18 protein-coding genes and 3 tRNA genes are annotated in these 17,170 nt (G+C 61.7%); 8 read left to right on the forward strand and 13 right to left on the reverse strand.

Features of this window, described 5'->3' with window-relative positions:
- Positions 1–180: 180 nt before the first annotated feature.
- Positions 181–1,854: a D-alanyl-D-alanine carboxypeptidase family protein gene (locus Q4G20_RS01270; RefSeq protein ID WP_303341314.1), complete on the forward strand. Its 1,674-nt coding sequence runs from the start codon at positions 181–183 to the stop codon at positions 1,852–1,854.
- Positions 1,855–1,929: 75 nt separating this feature from the next.
- On the opposite strand, the gene Q4G20_RS01275 is transcribed toward Q4G20_RS01270, so the two are convergent.
- Positions 1,930–2,006: transfer RNA gene (locus Q4G20_RS01275), tRNA-His, on the reverse strand.
- Between the two features lie 101 nt (positions 2,007–2,107).
- Here Q4G20_RS01275 and Q4G20_RS01280 point away from each other — a divergent pair.
- The gene (locus Q4G20_RS01280; protein ID WP_303341315.1) at positions 2,108–2,311 is read left to right on the forward strand and encodes a DUF6324 family protein; all 204 of its coding nucleotides are present in this window, start codon (positions 2,108–2,110) and stop codon (positions 2,309–2,311) included.
- Here Q4G20_RS01280 and Q4G20_RS01285 read toward each other — a convergent pair.
- A complete protein-coding gene (locus Q4G20_RS01285; RefSeq protein ID WP_303341317.1) occupies positions 2,295–2,756 on the reverse strand; it encodes an MmcB family DNA repair protein in 462 nt (153 codons plus the stop codon). The genes Q4G20_RS01280 and Q4G20_RS01285 overlap by 17 nt on opposite strands.
- Before the next feature lie 136 nt (positions 2,757–2,892).
- On the opposite strand from Q4G20_RS01285, the gene tig reads away from it, so the two are divergent.
- The 3 genes from tig (at position 2,893) to Q4G20_RS01300 (ending at position 4,855) form a co-directional block, all read left to right on the forward strand.
- A complete protein-coding gene (gene tig, locus Q4G20_RS01290) occupies positions 2,893–4,227 on the forward strand; it encodes a trigger factor (protein ID WP_303341436.1) in 1,335 nt (444 codons plus the stop codon).
- 94 nt (positions 4,228–4,321) lie between these two features.
- On the forward strand, positions 4,322–4,741 hold the full coding sequence (locus Q4G20_RS01295) for a DUF1489 family protein (RefSeq protein ID WP_303341319.1): 420 nt from the start codon (positions 4,322–4,324) through the stop codon (positions 4,739–4,741).
- A 40-nt stretch (positions 4,742–4,781) separates the two neighbouring features.
- Positions 4,782–4,855: transfer RNA gene (locus Q4G20_RS01300), tRNA-Gly, on the forward strand.
- 1 nt (position 4,856) lies between these two features.
- Here the strand turns inward: Q4G20_RS01300 and pgeF are convergent.
- The 3 genes from pgeF to lgt are packed head-to-tail and all read right to left on the reverse strand — an operon-like array spanning position 4,857 to position 7,536.
- A complete protein-coding gene (gene pgeF / locus Q4G20_RS01305) occupies positions 4,857–5,624 on the reverse strand; it encodes a peptidoglycan editing factor PgeF (RefSeq protein ID WP_303341321.1) in 768 nt (255 codons plus the stop codon).
- The gene (locus tag Q4G20_RS01310) at positions 5,624–6,664 is read right to left on the reverse strand and encodes a class I SAM-dependent methyltransferase (protein ID WP_303341438.1); all 1,041 of its coding nucleotides are present in this window, start codon (positions 6,662–6,664) and stop codon (positions 5,624–5,626) included. The genes pgeF and Q4G20_RS01310 overlap by 1 nt, the downstream gene beginning before the upstream one ends.
- Positions 6,661–7,536 carry a prolipoprotein diacylglyceryl transferase gene (gene lgt / locus Q4G20_RS01315; RefSeq protein WP_303341323.1) on the reverse strand — a complete coding sequence of 292 codons (876 nt, stop codon included), beginning with the start codon at positions 7,534–7,536 and terminating at the stop codon, positions 6,661–6,663. The genes Q4G20_RS01310 and lgt overlap by 4 nt, the downstream gene beginning before the upstream one ends.
- A 115-nt stretch (positions 7,537–7,651) precedes the next feature.
- Here lgt and Q4G20_RS01320 point away from each other — a divergent pair, with 115 nt between their 5' ends.
- Positions 7,652–7,900, forward strand: a complete 249-nt coding sequence (locus Q4G20_RS01320) for an accessory factor UbiK family protein (protein WP_303341325.1) — start codon at positions 7,652–7,654, stop codon at positions 7,898–7,900.
- A 6-nt stretch (positions 7,901–7,906) separates the two neighbouring features.
- Here the strand turns inward: Q4G20_RS01320 and Q4G20_RS01325 are convergent, their stop codons facing one another.
- The 5 genes from Q4G20_RS01325 to lipB form a co-directional block, all read right to left on the reverse strand.
- A complete protein-coding gene (locus Q4G20_RS01325; RefSeq protein WP_303341328.1) occupies positions 7,907–8,386 on the reverse strand; it encodes a DUF2244 domain-containing protein in 480 nt (159 codons plus the stop codon).
- A complete protein-coding gene (locus tag Q4G20_RS01330) occupies positions 8,376–8,750 on the reverse strand; it encodes a VOC family protein (RefSeq protein ID WP_303341330.1) in 375 nt (124 codons plus the stop codon). The genes Q4G20_RS01325 and Q4G20_RS01330 overlap by 11 nt, the downstream gene beginning before the upstream one ends.
- A 57-nt stretch (positions 8,751–8,807) precedes the next feature.
- Entirely contained in the window at positions 8,808–10,484 is a 1,677-nt protein-coding gene (locus tag Q4G20_RS01335) for a cytochrome c oxidase subunit 1 (RefSeq protein ID WP_303341332.1), read from the reverse strand.
- A gap of 154 nt (positions 10,485–10,638) precedes the next feature.
- Positions 10,639–11,064: a cytochrome c family protein gene (locus tag Q4G20_RS01340; protein ID WP_303341334.1), complete on the reverse strand. Its 426-nt coding sequence runs from the start codon at positions 11,062–11,064 to the stop codon at positions 10,639–10,641.
- Between the two features lie 97 nt (positions 11,065–11,161).
- Positions 11,162–11,824, reverse strand: a complete 663-nt coding sequence (gene lipB, locus Q4G20_RS01345) for a lipoyl(octanoyl) transferase LipB (RefSeq protein WP_303341336.1) — start codon at positions 11,822–11,824, stop codon at positions 11,162–11,164.
- Between the two features lie 121 nt (positions 11,825–11,945).
- Between lipB and Q4G20_RS01350 the strand changes: the two genes are divergently transcribed.
- Positions 11,946–12,032 (forward strand) — tRNA-Leu (locus Q4G20_RS01350).
- Positions 12,033–12,067: 35 nt separating this feature from the next.
- Here the strand turns inward: Q4G20_RS01350 and Q4G20_RS01355 are convergent.
- The 3 genes from Q4G20_RS01355 to katG all read right to left on the reverse strand — a co-directional run bounded on the left by Q4G20_RS01355 (position 12,068) and on the right by katG (position 15,976).
- Positions 12,068–13,150 (reverse strand): hypothetical protein, encoded by a 1,083-nt coding sequence (locus Q4G20_RS01355; RefSeq protein ID WP_303341338.1) that lies wholly within the window; start codon positions 13,148–13,150, stop codon positions 12,068–12,070.
- Between the two features lie 137 nt (positions 13,151–13,287).
- Positions 13,288–13,746: a GNAT family N-acetyltransferase gene (locus tag Q4G20_RS01360; protein WP_303341340.1), complete on the reverse strand. Its 459-nt coding sequence runs from the start codon at positions 13,744–13,746 to the stop codon at positions 13,288–13,290.
- A gap of 67 nt (positions 13,747–13,813) precedes the next feature.
- Positions 13,814–15,976: a catalase/peroxidase HPI gene (katG, locus tag Q4G20_RS01365; RefSeq protein WP_303341342.1), complete on the reverse strand. Its 2,163-nt coding sequence runs from the start codon at positions 15,974–15,976 to the stop codon at positions 13,814–13,816.
- 227 nt (positions 15,977–16,203) lie between these two features.
- Here katG and nagB point away from each other — a divergent pair, with 227 nt between their 5' ends.
- On the forward strand, positions 16,204–16,980 hold the full coding sequence (gene nagB, locus Q4G20_RS01370) for a glucosamine-6-phosphate deaminase (protein ID WP_303341344.1): 777 nt from the start codon (positions 16,204–16,206) through the stop codon (positions 16,978–16,980).
- The last annotated feature ends 190 nt before the right edge of the window (positions 16,981–17,170 follow it).

The raw sequence follows: 17,170 nt of genomic DNA on the forward strand, positions 1-17,170 counted from the left end.
CTGGTTTGAGGGCGCGCGTTCGCCCTGTATATAGCCAAATCCGCCCCGGTTAAAAGTGCCGATCCCGCAAAATAGTTCAAATCCAAGGTTTCACGAAAAAAACAGCCGTGCTATTATCGGAATATTAACGATGGATGTGCAACAAACGACGCATCCGCGACAGGCAGAAAGATCGAGACAGTGACCAGATACCTGACAGCCGCCCGGCTTATCAGCCTCATCTTTGTGGTGATTCCTGTGCTTTTGGCCGCGCAGGTCCAGGCCGCGCCCTTCGCCGCCTATGTGATGGATGCGCGCACGGGGCAACCGATTTACCGCCAGAACGCGGATACGCGCCTGCACCCGGCGTCGTTAACCAAAATGATGACGCTGTATATGGCGTTTCATGCGATCGAGAGCGGGCGCGTCCGGCTGGATACCAAATTCACCGTTTCGACCAAGGCCGCGAACGAAGCGCCGTCGAAACTGGGCCTGCGTCCGGGGCAACAGATTGAACTGCGTTACCTGATCCGCGCCGCCGCGATCCGGTCCGCGAACGACGCCGCGACCGCCATTGGCGAAGGTCTGGCGGGTTCCGAGGCTGCCTTTGCCCAGCAAATGACGCAAATGGCGCGCGCTTTGGGCATGAACAATACGCAGTTTCAGAACGCCCACGGCCTGACGCAAAGCGGCCATTTTTCAACCGCCCATGACATGAGCATTCTGGGCCGTCACCTGTTCTATGATTTCCCGCAATATTATAACCTGTTCTCGCGCCGGTCGGCGGATGCGGGCGTGGCTCAGGTCGCGTCCACCAACCGCCGTTTTCTGGATGATTACGCGGGCGCGGACGGGATCAAGACCGGCTACACCCGCGCGGCGGGGTTCAACCTGACCGCATCGGCGCAGCGTGGGAATAAACGCGTGATTGCGACGGTGTTTGGCGGCACCTCGACCGCGCATCGCAATCAGGTGATCGCCGATCTGATGGACAACAGCTTTCAGCGGATGCCCGACCGCGTGCGCGAGGTGCGCCCCCAGCGTCCGCGGATGATGGCCCAAACCGTGACGCGCCGTGCTGCGGTCGAACCCAGCCCCGCCGTAACGCAGCCGCAAACGCAACAGATGGTGCTGCAAACCTCGGCCGCGCCCACGCGCGCCACGCGGACCGCCGCCCCGGCGCAACCGACGCCCAGTTTGACTCAGGCCCTGTTGCAGGCGGGCGCGCAACCGGCTGCGCCTGCGCAGGCGGCAACCGCTGCCGCGCCGTCGCTGCGGCTGGCCTCCAGCATGCGGCCTCGCGCGCGCCCGGGTCAGGGTCAGCCCGCACCGCAACCGGCTGCTGTGGCCGAGGCTCCGGCCCCTGCCGCGTCTGATGCCGCCGTGACCGCCAGCCTCGCCGCGCCGGTCCTGCAACGCAGCGCGCGCCCGGTGTCGCGTCCGGGTTCCGCCGCGCCGGTTCAGACCGCCGCCGCGCCTGCGGCCCCCGCCGCCACGCCCGCGCCGCAATCGGCCAGCCTGTCGCTGGTCGCGTCCACCCCGCCGCAACCGCGTTCGGAAACCGTCATTCTGGCGGCCATGGGCGAAGGCGATCTGGGCGATCCGCAGCAATTGGAAATCGTGCGCCGCCCTGCCGACAGTGGCCGCAATTGGGGCATCGTTCTGGGCACCTATACCACCCGGGCCGAGGCGGATCGCCTGCTGGTCAGTCTGGCCTTGCAGGATGGGGCGCTGTTGGGCAATGCGCGCCGCCATGTTGCCGATACGCGGCGCGGGTTCGAACCCAGCTTTGTGCGGATGTCGCGCGGGGATGCGCAACTGGCCTGCGACCGGATGCGCAGCCGCGCACAGGAATGTCGGGTTGAAGGGCGCTGAGGCGCCCTTTTTCATGCCGCAAAGCAGCACATAACGCGCGGACCACATCACGCAGATTTGTGATTTAAGGGGGAATGGTACCGCCTCCCCGGCTTGAACGGGGGACCTCTAGATCCACAATCTAGCGCTCTAACCAACTGAGCTAAGGCGGCACAGGACGCGTGTTTAACGCTGCATCACGCGGGTTGCAAGCCCTCCTTGCTGCGAAAATGCAAACAATGTAAAAATTCCGCGACAAACAAAGGAACATATCATGGGTATCAACAGCGAAAGCGATATTGCCGCCAATTTGCAGATCGGGCCGACTGATCAGGGCATGGTGCGCATTTACCTGCAGGCCGAAGGCATTGATCTGCCGCTGGATTTCGATCCTGATGAGGCCGCCGAAATCGCCGAAGAACTGCTGGCCGCTGCGGAAACCGCGCGCGGGGTCGGCGGTTCTAATAAACGCCGGTAAACGCGCCGGGATCGGTCAGGCCCTGCAATCGCAGGGCCGCCGCACGCGCAAAATCGCGCTGCACCTTGCTGCGGCGCGCGCCCGGCAAACGATGTTCGGGTGCCATGCGCGCCAATTCCGCGCCATACGAATCAGCCAAAATCAGGCCGGTATCGTCGGGCAGCAGATCGGCCGGAAAATCGCCATCAACCGCCCAGAAATAACGGTCGCACCAGTCCAGATAGCCCGGCCATTTGCGATCTGCCGCGAAATCGGCGCGACTGCTTTTGCATTCCACGATCCAGATGTCGCCGCGCGGGCCGATGCTGATGACATCCACGCGCAAACCCCGCACGGGGGTAAATTCGGGCAGAATCGCGTGATCCATCGACCGCAGCAGCCGCCCCACCCCACGGGCAAGCCGTTGGCCGGGCATGGCAGGCAGATCGGGCAGCGCATCAGACATGCGCGCAAATTAGAACAAAATGTAAACACATCGCAAGCCCCCCTTTGCTTATCTGCTTGCAAGGCGGCGGCGGGGGGACTAGAAACGCGGAAATTTTCAGGCCGCCCCGGTGGCCCTTCTTGCTATGAGGACGATGATGCAGGTCAAGGAAACCCAGAACGAAGGTCTGAAGCGCGGCTATCAGTTCACCCTGCCCGCCGCCGATCTGGCCGCCACGGTCGAGGCGAAACTGAAAGAAGCCCAGCCCGAGGTCGAACTGAAGGGCTTCCGCAAGGGCAAAGTCCCGATGGCGATGCTGAAAAAGCAATTCGGCCCGCGCGTTCTGGGCGATGCGATGCAGGACGCCATCGACACCGCGCTGCGCAACCATCTGGAAACCTCGGGCGATCGTCCGGCGATGCAGCCCGCCATCGAAATGGTGGACGGCGACAAATGGAAAGAAGGTGACGACGTTGTCGTGAACGTCACCTACGAAGCCCTGCCCACGATCCCCGATGTGGACCTGTCCGGTGTGGAACTGGAACGCCTGACCGTCCCGGCCGAAGAAGCCGCCGTGACCGAAGCCCTTGAAAATCTGGCGAAATCGGCCCAGAACTTCGAAGACCGCCGCAAAGGCAGCAAAGCCAAAGACGGCGATCAGGTCGTGATTGATTTCAAAGGTTTCGTTGATGGCGAAGCGTTTGAAGGCGGCGCAGCCGAGGATTATCCGCTGATTCTGGGCTCGAACAGCTTTATCCCCGGTTTCGAAGATCAACTGGTCGGCGCCAAAGCCGACGAAGATGTGACCGTCAACGTCAAATTCCCCGACGAATACGGCGCGCCGAATCTGGCCGGCAAAGACGCCGTGTTTGAATGCAAGGTGAAAGCCGTCAAGGCACCGAAAGCCGCCGAAATCGACGACGAACTGGCAAAAAAATTCGGCGCTGACGATCTGGACGCGCTGAAAAAGCAAATCGCCGAACGGCTCGAGGCCGAATATGCCGGTGCCGCCCGCGCGATCATGAAACGCAAGCTGCTGGATCAGCTGGACGAATTGGTGAAATTCGACCTGCCCGAATCGCTGGTCAACGCCGAGGCGGAACAGATCGCGCACCAACTGTGGCACGAAGAAAACCCCGAGGTTCACGACCACAACCACGGCGCCATCGAACCGACCGACGAACACAAAAAACTGGCCGAACGCCGCGTGCGTCTGGGCCTGCTGCTGGCCGAAATCGGTCAAAAGGCCGAAGTGACCATCACCGATCAGGAAATGACGCAGGCCGTGTTCCGCGCCGCCCGTCAATATCCGGGTCAGGAACGCGCCTTCTTTGAATTTGTGCAGCAAAACCCGCAGGTTCAGCAGCAACTGCGCGCGCCCCTGTTCGAAGACAAAGTTGTGGATCACATCGCCGACGGTGCCAAAGTCACCGAAAAGCAAGTGACCAAAGAAGAACTGGAAAAAGCCGTCGAGGCTTTGGACGAACTGTAATCGTCCGACATGACACGGGGGCCGCGCCGGGAAACCGCCGCGGCCTTTTCTATGCCGTCTTGCCGCCGCGTGGGGGCGCACCTATGTTGCGGCCATGACGGAATCTTTGCACATGATGAAACTTTGCGTCGGCGCAGATGGCCCCGACGATCTGCTGGATTGGCAGAAACGATTTGGCGACGGCCCGGCGGTGCATATCACGCGGATGTGGCCGAAACGACAGGATGCATTGCTGGCCGGTGGGTCGATGTATTGGGTGTTCAAAGGCGTGATGCTGGCGCGGCAACGCCTGATCGACCTGCGCGACGTCGTGGGCGATGACGGCATCCGCCGCTGCGCGCTGATTCTGGACCGCGACCTGATTCCCGTGGCCGCCGTGCCGCGCCGTCCGTTCCAAGGCTGGCGTTACCTGAAGCCCGCCGACGCGCCGCCGGACCTGCCGACATCGCGGGCGGCGGAACCCAATTTGCCGCCGCAGGTCGCCGCCGCTTTGTCGGATATGGGGCTGATCTGACTTGACGCGGGATTTGCCAGATTGTAACAGGGACGGCGTCGCGGGTGTAGCTCAATGGTAGAGCAGAAGCTTCCCAAGCTTACGACGAGGGTTCGATTCCCTTCACCCGCTCCAATCACTCCAGGGAAATCGCGGATATCAGGCGGCCATAATCGGCCTCGCCCTGATGCGTGGCGCGGCGATAGCTGAAAAAGCGGTCGGCATCGGCATAGGTGCAGTGGCGCGTCCATTCGGCATCGACACCCGCCTGACGCAGCATGTGCAGGCCGAATCCGGGCAGGTCGAACATCGGGCGGCCATTCGGGCCACCGGAAAAGAACCGCGCATAATCAGGGTCTTCGACCAGAAAATTGTCCATGAAATCGTCGCCGACCTCATAGGCCGCTTGGCTGATGGTCGGGCCGATGACGGCGCGGATGTCGCGCGCGCCCAAGTTCTGCATCGCCGCCACGGTCGCGCCGATCACGCCGTCCAATGCGCCGCGCCAACCGGCATGGGCCGCGCCAATCACCCCCGCCGCCGAGTCGGCAAACAGGATCGGCTGGCAATCCGCGGTCAGCACCGCAATTGCCACGCCGGGGCGCGCCGTGACCAGTGCATCGGCGGGAATGTCGCGCAGGGACGCGGCGGTGTCGGCATCGGTCACGGTCACGACATTCGCGGAATGGACCTGATGCACGGTCGCCAGCCCGTCGGCCGGCACGCCCATGGCATCGGCCACCCGCGCGCGGTTCACCGCGACAGCCGACGCCTGATCGCTGGACCCGCGCCCGCAATTCAGCCCCGCAAACAGCCCCGATGACGCGCCGCCTTTGCGGGTGAAAAACCCGTGCCGGACGCCGGACAAATGCAGGTGGGTCAGAATTTCCAGAGTGGTGTGCATCAGGTCAGAGCCTCGAATCCGGGGATGGGGGGGGCGCCTTGGGGCCAGATGGCCAGTGCTTTGAACAGGTGACCCATTTCTGCCCCATCGGTCAAGCGGTGCAGCGCGGCCATGGCCCCCGCATCGCCTGCATCCGCCAGACGTTGCGCGCGCTCCGCCGCCCCCAGCGACCGCAGCCAGTCGCCTTGATGAATGGGGCGGCTGACCACGGCCCCGGCCTGCATCGCGGCCAAGGCCAGCGGCGCAAAATCAACATGCGCGGTCAGATCGGCCTGCCCCGGATGGGCCAGCGGATCATCGGGCGCGTGGTTGCGCAGGGCCTGAAACGTGTCGCCCCGCCCGTTCCAACCGCCGTAATCAACGATGATCGCCGCCCCGCCATGCGCCGCAATCCGCGACGCAATCGCGGTCATGATGGCGGGGGCGGCGGGACATTCCTCGGCCACGTCGCCGGGCCGGCCGTCACGCGGCAGCGGCACAACGGGGCCAAGCCCCATCGTCAGCGCGTCCCCCGACAGCCCGACCATCCGTTCGCGCCAGCCGTTTTCGTCGCGCTGATATTGGCGGATCGGCAGAGCGTCAAAAAACTCATTCGCGACTAAAAACAACGGCCTGTCAGGCAAAGCTTCAGTGGATTCGAGGTGTTTCACATCCCCCAACAGCTCGCATTGCAGGCGGCGCAGATGGGGGGACGCCTCGATCAGCGTGACCTGCGCGGCGCCGGTCATGCCCGGCACCACCCGCATCGCGCGGCGCATATCGGCCATCAAGGTGCCGCGCCCCGGTCCCGGTTCAGCCAAGGTAAAGGGCGCGGGTCCCCCCTGATCCAGCCATGCCTGCGCCAAGGCCAGCCCGCACAATTCCCCAAACATCTGGTGAATTTCCGGCGCGGTCGTGAAATCGCCCGCCGCCCCGAACGGATCGCGGGTCGCGTAATAGCCATGCTGCGGGTGCAACAGGCAAATCTCCATATAATCGGCCAGCGACATCGGCCCGGTGGCGCGGATGCGCGCGGCGATATGGTCGGCCAGCGGGGTCACAGCGCGGGCCGCGACCGCGCGCGCCATATCAGCGCCAGCCCGACAATCACCATCGGCAGCGACAGCACTTGCCCCATGGTCAGCCCGATCACCGGCCCGCCGATGACATGGCCCAGCGGGTTGTCGGGCGTGATGAATTGCGCATCGGCCACGCGGAACAGTTCAACAAACATCCGCGCCAGCCCGTAACCGGCCAGAAACACACCAAAGGCCAGCCCCGGACGGCGCAGCCCGCCCGCCCGCACCAGCAGCATCAGGATCAGCCCAAGGGCCAGCCCCTCCAGCCCTGCTTCGTAAAGCTGGCTGGGATGGCGGGCGCAGGCACCGATCACGCCGGGGCAATCCTGCGCGGCATAGCCCGGAAACACCACGCCCCACGGCAAATCGGTGGGCCGCCCCCACAATTCGGCATTGATGAAATTCGCGATACGGCCAAAGAAAATGCCGATCGGCGCGACCACGGCCATGGCATCGGCCAGCCGCAGCACATCCGCCCCGTTCTGCCGCGCCCACAGCCATGTCGCGATGATGACGCCGGCGAAACCGCCGTGAAAGCTCATCCCGCCTTGCCAGACTTGCAGGATCTGGCCGGGGTTCGACAGGTAATAGCCCGGTTCATAAAACAGCACGAATCCCAGACGCCCGCCCAGAACCACGCCCAGAATCACCCATGTCAGCAGGTCGCCCACCCCGTCGCGGGTCGTGGGTGCCGCCCCGCCCCAGATCACCGGGCGCTGCATCATCCGCGCCATGATCTGCCAACCCAGAATCAGCCCCGCCAGATAGGCCAGTGCATACCACCGCAGCGACAGCGACAAACCGCCAATCTGGATCGTGAAAATTTCGGGCGAGATATCGGGAAAAGGGATCATGGGGCCTCGGGGCGGTTGTTGGCGCAGGCTTGGCCCCCGCGCGGCGCCGTGTCAACATTGAACCCGGCGCCCGCCTGCCCCATATAGGGCCGAACCACCATCAAAAGGCCGTCAGATGACCAACCAGAACAAATTTTTCGACGATATGTCCAAGCTGATGACCAACGCCATGGGCGTGGCCCAAGGCGCGCGGGCCGAGGCGGAAACCGCCATGAACGGCTGGATCGACCGCTGGCTGGCCGACCGCGATTTTGTCACCCGCGAAGAATTCGAAGCCGTGCGCGAAATGGCGATCAAGGCGCGGACCGAAAACGCCGAATTGAAGGCGCGCATCGACGCATTGGAAAGCGGGCGTCAGGGTTAACCTGCCCTAACGCAGATCGAACAGCCGCCGTTGCAGCTGATCGTGCAGCGCGCGGCGTTCGTCGGGCGTCAGGAATGCGGCCAGTTCGACTTCTTTCCTGCCATCGGTCAGGGTCAGGTATTCGTCAACCGGCCCGTCATGGCGAACAGCCACGCGGACCCAATAGGGGTTGGCCCGCCATTCCCGCGCAGGCCGCCCCGGATCGCGTCGCGTCAGGGTCAAGCTGTCGCGGGTGATGGTTAAAACTTCGTGGGTCTGCCCGCTGCGATAGGTGCGGCTGATCCCGAACCACAGCCCCGCAATGGTTAACACGGCAAAGGGCAGCAGACCCCACAGGATCCGCGTGCCAACCAGTGCCAGCATCGGCAGCGCCAGCAGCCCGGCGGTGATGCCGATAAACCAGACAAAGCCGCGCCGGGGCAGCGACCGATGCGGCCACACCGTCAGTTGCGCGCGGCCGGGGCTGTCCTGCCAGTCAAACGGCATCGCGTTCCCCTAAATTCGGGCAAAGTCGCAGATAATAGCCGTCGAAATCGGCAGTGACGAAATGCCGCTGGCCAGTGTCCTGCGCGCCGGTGCGATACCATTTGTCTTCGACCGGCCATCCGGCGGCGTGCAACGCATCCAGCAAAGGCGCGGCCGATTCGACGTTGATTTCCAGATTCATCCTGCGGCCAAAGGGGTGATCCTCCTCGGTCAGAGTAGCATCGACATTGCGCCCCCGATGGATTGCTTCAATCATGTTCACCCCACCCATCCGCAGACGGGCAAAGCCCCATTCCGGGCGGTCATAAAACCGCAGCGATTCGGCAACATCCGTGACGATCGGTTCGGGCGTTAATCCCCGCATGATCCCCCCATAGAAAAAGGCCCCGGATGGTCCGGGGCCTTAATGCATGTGTCGGCCTTAGTGCGAATGGCTGTGGTCCCAGTCTTCGCGTTTCGGCAGCTGTTCGAACGTATGTTCCGGCGGCGGGGACGGCAGGGTCCATTCCAGCGTGTCGGCATATTCGTTCCAGTAATTCGCCTCGGTCACGCGGCGACCGGCGAACAGGGTGTAAAATACGATCCCGATAAAGAACAGGAACGACGCGAAGGACAGGTAAGCACCCAGCGAACTGATGTTGTTCCAGAACGCGAATTCCACCGGATAGTCGATGTAACGGCGCGGCATCCCCTGACGACCCAAGAAGTGCTGCGGGAAGAAGGTCAGGTTTGCACCAATGAACATCATCCAGAAATGCAGCTTACCGGCCCATTCGGGATACTGACGGCCCGACATCTTGCCCATCCAGTAATAGATACCGGCAAAGATCGCGAAGACCGCACCCAGAGACATCACATAGTGGAAATGCGCCACGACGTAATAAGTGTCGTGATACACACGGTCCAGCGGCGCCTGCGACAGAACCACACCGGTCACGCCGCCCACAGTGAACAGGAACAGGAAGCCAAAGGCCCACAGCATCGGGGTTTTAAACTCGACCGAGCCGCCCCACATGGTCGCGATCCACGAAAACACCTTAATGCCGGTCGGCACGGCGATGGTCATGGTGGCCAGCATGAAATAGGCCTGCTGGGTCAGCGACATACCCACGGTATACATGTGGTGCGCCCAGACGACAAAGCCCAGAACACCAATCGCGGCCATGGCCAGAACCATCGGCAGGTAACCAAAGATCGGCTTTTTCGCAAAGGTCGCGATGACGTGGCTGATGATGCCAAAACCCGGCAGGATGATGATATACACCTCAGGGTGGCCAAAGAACCACAGGATATGCTGATACAGGATCGGGTCACCGCCGCCAGCCGGGCTGAAGAACGAGGTGCCAAAGTTGCGATCCATCAGCAGCATGGTGATGGCGCCCGCCAGAACCGGCAGCGACAGCAGGATCAGCCATGCGGTGATGAACACCGACCACGCAAACAGCGGCACTTTGAACAGGGTCATCCCCGGCGCGCGCATGTTCAGGAAGGTGGTGATGATGTTAATGGCGCCCAGAATCGACGAGGCACCCGAAACGTGGACGGCGAAAATCGCCAGATCCATGGAATAGCCGCCTTCGTTGGTGGACAGCGGCGGATACAGAACCCAGCCCACGCCCGAGCCCAACTGGTTGCTGCCACCCGGCGCAAACAGCGACGCCACGCCCAGCGCAACACCGGCCACATACATCCAATATGACAGGTTGTTCAGGCGCGGGAACGACATATCCGGCGCGCCGATTTGCAGCGGCATGAAATAGTTGCCGAAACCACCGAACAGCGCCGGAATCACGACAAAGAACATCATCAGAACGCCGTGATAGGTAATCATCACGTTCCACAGATGCCCGTTCGGCGTGCAGGTGCTGGACGGATCGGCGATCAGGCGCCAGCCTTCCATACACATATATTGCACGCCGGGATGCTGTAGCTCCATCCGCATATAGATGGTGAACATCACCGACAGCAGGCCAACCAGACCGGCGGTGAACAGATACAGGATCCCGATGTCTTTGTGGTTGGTTGACATGAACCAGCGGGTAAAGAACCCGCGGGTGTCATGATGGTCGCCGTGGCCATGAGCGGCTGCGTCTGCCATACCCGAACTCCCTCAAAATATCGTCAAAGTCCGGTCTGGCAGACCGGCGTTCCTGTTTTTGCTTTAGCCCACCCCCGCCGGTGCGGCAATGGATCACATGCAATCTTATGTAATTTCCCTGCCCGAACGCCGGCGGGCAGGGAAATAACGGTGTTTATTGCGCCTTCGGCGACACGCTGGCCAGATAGGCGGCCAGATCGGCCTGCCCCGAATTCAGGCGGAACGTCATTTTTGTGCGCGCATTGGAATCACCCGTTTTGGCCTGAACCCAGCCATTCGGGTCGGTCATATAGGCAGCCAATTCGTCCTGCGTCCATGTGAAATCGGGATTCGCCTTGCGCGCGGCCAGCAGGCCGTCGCTGAACCGGAAACCTTCGACCCCAGCGATGCCGCTGCCCACGATATTGAACAGGTTCGGGCCGGTTGCGCCGCCCTTAAAAATATCGGTGCCGGCATCGTCCTTGATCATGTGACAGGCGCGGCATTTGCGAAATTCGGTTTCGCCCTTAGCTACGTCGCCCGCAAAGGCGGGCATTACGGCGCCTGCGGCCAGAATTGCGCTGATGATTGCGATTTTCATAGGTTACCCCCTGCGTCCCGTTCTGGGATAGTTACCCGCAAAGAATAAAAAAATCGTTAAGAAAATCCCAGACGCTGCAAGCGCGGATCACGAAATCTTATTCGGTCTGGAAAATCGTGTCGAAACGGTCGCGCAGGGCCACATCCAGATCATCCATCGTCACCGGCAGGCCCAGATCCACCAGACTGGTGACGCCATGCCCCGAAATCCCGCATGGCACGATGCCCGTATAATGCCCCAGATCGGGTTCAACATTAATCGCGATGCCGTGAAAGCTGATCCAGCGGCGCAGTTTGATGCCGATGGCGGCGATTTTATCTTCGCGCATCGACCCGTCCGGCAAGGCGGGCTTGTCCGGGCGATCGACCCAGACGCCCACGCGCCTGTCGCGGATTTGGCCGCGCAGGCCGAACTGTGCCAGTGCCGCGATCACCCAGTTTTCCAGCCGCACGACAAAGGCCCGCACGTCGCGCCCCCGCCGGTTCAGGTCCAGCATGACATAAACCACCCGCTGCCCCGGCCCGTGATAGGTATACTGACCGCCGCGCCCGCTGGCATGGACCGGGAACCGCGCATCCAGCAAATCCGCCGCCTGCGCACTGGTTCCCCCGGTATAGAGCGGCGGATGCTCCACCAGCCAGATCAGTTCCCCCGCCGTCCCCGCCGCAATATCGGCAACCCGCTGTTCCATAAAGGAAACCGCGTCCTCATAGGGGGTCAATCCCGGCTGGATCAGCCATTCAGGGCGGGGATGGGTCATGGCGTGGCCTTTGGGCTGCGTGTGGGGGTCAGGTGGCGCATCGCGGGCGCGTCGTCAAGGGGCGTGAAATTCCGCTTGTCGCGCGCGGTCAATGCGGGTAAACACCGCGCACTGCCCGGATGCGGCCGTGGCGGAATTGGTAGACGCGCAGCGTTGAGGTCGCTGTTCCTTAACCGGAGTGAAAGTTCGAGTCTTTTCGGCCGCACCACAGAATTTTTGCCCGCGATTTACTTGCGTGCTTTATTATGCCCTCTGCGGCATCAGCCACGCGTCATCGTAATACAACGCCTCGACGATTTTATCACATTCGGTGCGCAGCTCGGCTTCTTTCTTTTTCAGCGATTGGATTTCTTTCCGAATGGGCGAGGCGCTGAAATCCGGGTCATTATCGGGATTTTGCAATTTCGCCTTAATCGCGCGGCGTTTGTCGGCCAAATCCGCGATCTCTTTCCAATACACAGCCGCCTCGGCCCGCATTTTTTCCCTCGGCGCCAGATAGTGTTCGAGTGATGTGAACATCCCGCTATCCACCAGCAGGGATTCGATATCGGCGGTGTGGTCTGCCTCTTGCAGCCGTTCGATGCCGTGATAATGATACAAACGCACCGCGTCACTGGGCGGAATATTTTTATCCACGGGATAATTGAATTCAGGTGGCAGGATATTAGAACGGCACCCCGCGCGCAAAATGGCGACGGGCAAGGATGCCTGATCCAGCCACGGGCGTTTCGCTTCGTGGTTGACGCTGGCGTCGTAATCCAGCGTCATTGCGGTTTCCAGCCAGACCTTGCCAAACCGTTGACCTGAAGGCGTTGTTTCAGGAAACGCCACAAAACCCGCATTGAAATAGGGCGGATGTTCGCGGTCGGTCCGCAGCATCCGCACCCGTTCGGTGGGCGTCGTCAGGCCGAAAATGGCATAGGTCGCATCCCAAATTTCGGTAAATCGACGAGCATAACCCGCAACCGACTCCGGCACAACCGACACGGCGTCACGATGCAAAATGATGGCGTCGTCAAAGGGCTGGTTCAGATAGGTGTCGGTATCCAGGAAAATGCAATATTCTGTGTCGCGTTCTTCGGCGGCGGCAAGGATTTTATACCCATGCAGATAGGGTTTATTATACCGGCTATGATTAAAATTCAGGCTTTGGGTTAATTCACGGATCGGCGCGCAATGGTCATTGTGGAAGCGCAAAACCCGGTCGGGGATTTGGTCCATCTTACCCTGCGGCACATAGGGGATGATCGTTGCATTTGGATGAAACTTGCGCAGAGACAGCAGCAGCGGAATGGCGGGCGAAATAAGCCGTGGCGGATCAATCATATATATGATTGCACACCGCCCCTGAGTGATCAGATTATGACGGTCCAGCATAAGAACCTCCGCATGGAGGTTATAAGGTAACAACCGCTTCTTTACATATATTTATTGCGGCGGCAAGCCTGCTTCGCCCGCCCGGATCACACCTTTCGCGTAAAAAACGCGCTGTTCGGGTCCGGACGGTAAGCGCCGAATGGGCCAGTTTCAGTAAAGCCCGCCGCCACATACAGGGCGCGGGCGGGGGCAAAGATCGCCTCGGTCCCGGTTTCCAGCGACAGTTGCGACAGGCCCGCATCGCGCGCGGCATCGGTCAGCGCGTCCAGCAACCGGCGCGACAACCCGCGCCCGCGATATTCGGACAGAATATGCATGGATTTCAATTCGCCATGCCCCGGCGCAATGGTTTTCACCGCGCCCATACCGACCGGGCGACCGGCGTCCCTGACCACCAAAAACACCACATCCGGCGCGTCCAAGGCGCCCGCAGGCATCATATGGATGGATTCGGGCGGTGTTTCGGCGTGGCAATGGTCGTGATGACGTTGAAACAACAGCGCCAGATCGTCAGCCAAGGGGCTTTCGCGGGTGATCGTGGTCATGAAAATGCCGCCCAGAGGAAATCAATGGGCGGCAGATCATCATATCATCGGCGCATGGGCAAGCCCATCAGGCGCAGAGGTCGAACCGATCAGATTCCATGACCTTGACCCATGCGGCAACGAAATCGCGGGCGAATTTTTCCGCGTTGTCGTCTTGGGCATAAACCTCGGCATAGGCGCGCAGAATCGCGTTCGACCCGAACACCAGATCAACACGGGTGGCGGTCCATTTCACCGCGCCGGTTTTGCGGTCGCGGATTTCGTAGGTGCCGCCGGTCGGGTGCCAGCTGTTGCCCATATCGGTCAGGTTGACAAAGAAATCCGTCGTCAACGCGCCCACCCGGTCGGTGAACACGCCATGCGCGGTCCCGCCGTGATTGGTCCCCAACACGCGCATCCCGCCAACCAACACCGTCATTTCCGGCGCGGTCAGGCGCATCAGTTGCGCACGATCCAACAGCATTTCTTCGGGCGAGACGACGTAATCGGCCTTGGCCCAGTTGCGGAAACCATCGGCCAGCGGCTCCAGATCGTTGAACGATTCCGCATCGGTCTGGTCATCCGTCGCGTCGCCTCGGCCCGGCGTGAACGGGACGTCGATGTCAAAGCCCGCCGCGCGCAGGCCCTGCTCCACGCCGACATTCCCGGCCAGAACGATCACATCGGCCAGACTGGCCCCGGCATCCGCCGCGATGGGTTCCAATGCCGCCAGCACGCGCGCCAGACGGTCAGGTTCGTTGCCCGCCCAATCCTTTTGCGGCGCCAGACGGATGCGCGCGCCATTCGCTCCGCCGCGCAGGTCCGACCCGCGGAAGGTCCGCGCGCTGTCCCAAGCGGTGTTGATCAGATCCGCCTGCGACAGCCCGGCATCCGCGATCCGCGCCTTGACTGCGGTCACGTCCCAACCGGTCGTGCCAGCGGGGATCGGGTCTTGCCAGATCAGATCCTCGGTCGGGGCGTCGGGGCCGATATAGCGCGTGTTCGGCCCCATATCCCGGTGGGTCAGTTTGAACCACGCGCGGGCAAAGGTATCCGCGAAATAGGCCGGGTCAGCGGCAAATTTTTCCATATAACCGCGATAGATGGGGTCCATCTTCATCGCCATATCGGCATCGGTCATCACAGGTTTGCGGCGGATGCTGGGGTCGTCCACATCCACCGGCATATCGTCTTCGGCGATGTCGATGGGTTCCCATTGGTTCGCGCCAGCCGGGCTTTTGGTCAACTGCCATTCATAGCCCAGCAGCATGTCGAAATAGCCCTGATCGAATTTCAGCGGTTCTTTCGTCCATGCGCCTTCGATGCCGCTCGTGAAGGCGTGACGCGCTTTGCCGGGTTCCTGATTGGGGTTTGCCCAGCCAAAGCCCTGACCTTCCACCGGGGCCACTTCGGGTTCGCGGCCGATGGCGTCGGGGTCAGCATTGCCGTGGCATTTGCCGACGGTGTGGCCGCCTGCGGTCAGGGCGGCGGTTTCTTCGTCATCCATGGCCATGCGCTTGAAGGTTTCGCGCACATGCTTGGCGGTCTCGATCGGGTCGGGATTGCCGTTCACGCCTTCGGGGTTGACGTAAATCAGGCCCATCTGCACCGCAGCCAGCGGGTTTTCCATCGTGGCCGGGTTCTGCACATTGTCATAGCGTTCGTCGCTGGGCGCCAGCCATTCGTTTTCCGAACCCCAATAGGTGTCGATTTCCGGCGCCCAGATGTCTTCGCGACCAAAGGCAAAGCCAAAGGTCTTCAACCCCATATTTTCATAGGCAATCGTCCCGGCCAGCACGATCAGATCGGCCCAGCTGATCTTATTGCCGTATTTCTTTTTCAGCGGCCACAGCAGGCGTTTCGCCTTGTCCAGACTGGCGTTGTCGGGCCAGCTGTTCAGCGGTGCGAACCGGATGTTGCCAGTCGCCGCCCCGCCGCGCCCATCGGCCAGACGATACGACCCCGCCGCGTGCCAGGACAGGCGGATCATCAGACCGCCGTAATGCCCCCAATCAGCGGGCCACCAATCCTGACTGTCGGTCAACAGCGCGTGCATATCGCGTTTCAGCGCGTCAAAATCCAGCGATTTGACGGCTTCGCGATAGTTGAAATCGCCCAGCGGGTTGGTTTTGGTGTCATGCTGGGCCAGAATGTCCAGCTTCAGCGCATTCGGCCACCATGCCATCACCGATTCTTTGGTTTCGGTGTTGGCGCCGTGCATGACGGGGCATTTGCCTGCGGAATTGGTCATATCGTCCTCCGTTGGTCGGCGCGGTTGCGCCGTGGAAAGGGTCGCCCGAATCCGGTCCGGGCGTCGTATGTCCAAGGGATAACAGGCGACCGGCAAAAGGCAAAATTGTATTCACTGACCCGCGCCATAAGGATAATTGATAACATGCCGGGTTGCAGGAAAAGCGCCGCTGATTTAGCCAGACATCAGACGTTTGCGCCCACAGGACACGCCGCAAAGGAAACGCCATGAAGGTTCTGATCCTGCCCACCCCCGAACAGGCCGTGCGCCGCGCCGCCGACATCGTGGCCGAGGCGATTTTCTCGACCCCCAAAATCACGCTGGGGCTGGCGACGGGCGGCACGATGGTGCCGCTCTATCGCGAATTGCGCGCCGATTATATGGCGGGGCTGTCCTTTGCCGGGGTGACCAGCTTTAATCTGGATGAATATGTCGGGCTGGCACCGGATCATATGGCGTCTTATCATTATTACATGCGCGATGTGTTGTTCGATCACGTCGATATTGACCCCGCCAACACCCATCTGCCGCGCGGCGATGCCCCCGATCCGGTGGCCGAGGCGGACCGTTATGACGCCGCCATCCGCGACGCGGGCGGGATTGATCTGCAACTGTTGGGGATTGGGCAGAACGGGCATATCGGGTTCAACGAACCCACCAGCAGCATGACATCCCGCACGCGGATCAAAACCCTGACGGCCAGCACGCGCGCGGCGAACCGCCCCTATTTTGACACGGACGATCAGGTGCCGCGTCTGGCGATCACCATGGGCGTCGGCACGATCAGCGATGCCCGCCATTGCCTGTTGCTGGCGACCGGGGACAACAAAGCACAGGCCGTAGCGCAGATGGTCGAAGGCCCCCTCAGCGCCGCCTGTCCCGCCAGCATCCTGCAAATGCACCGCCACGCGACGGTGGTTCTGGACACCGCCGCCGCTGCGGGATTGCGCCTGACGGATTACTACGAACACGTCCATCCCGGCGGGCAAGACCCGGTGATCTGAGGATTCGGCGGGATCGCGTCGCTGATGGCGTCAGGCCCCTCCCCCCGCCCCGCTCACTCCCCCCCCTTTCATCTTGGCCCAAATATCCCGGGGGCCCGGGGGCTGGCCCCCGGCGCTATCCCCACGCGATCCCCACACCCGCTCAACACCGCTTAGACCGCCCCCACAAACAAACCCCAAAAAACCCGCG

Origin of the sequence: Paracoccus sp. (in: a-proteobacteria) (assembly GCF_030538495.1) — a bacterium.
Classification (GTDB): domain Bacteria; phylum Pseudomonadota; class Alphaproteobacteria; order Rhodobacterales; family Rhodobacteraceae; genus Paracoccus.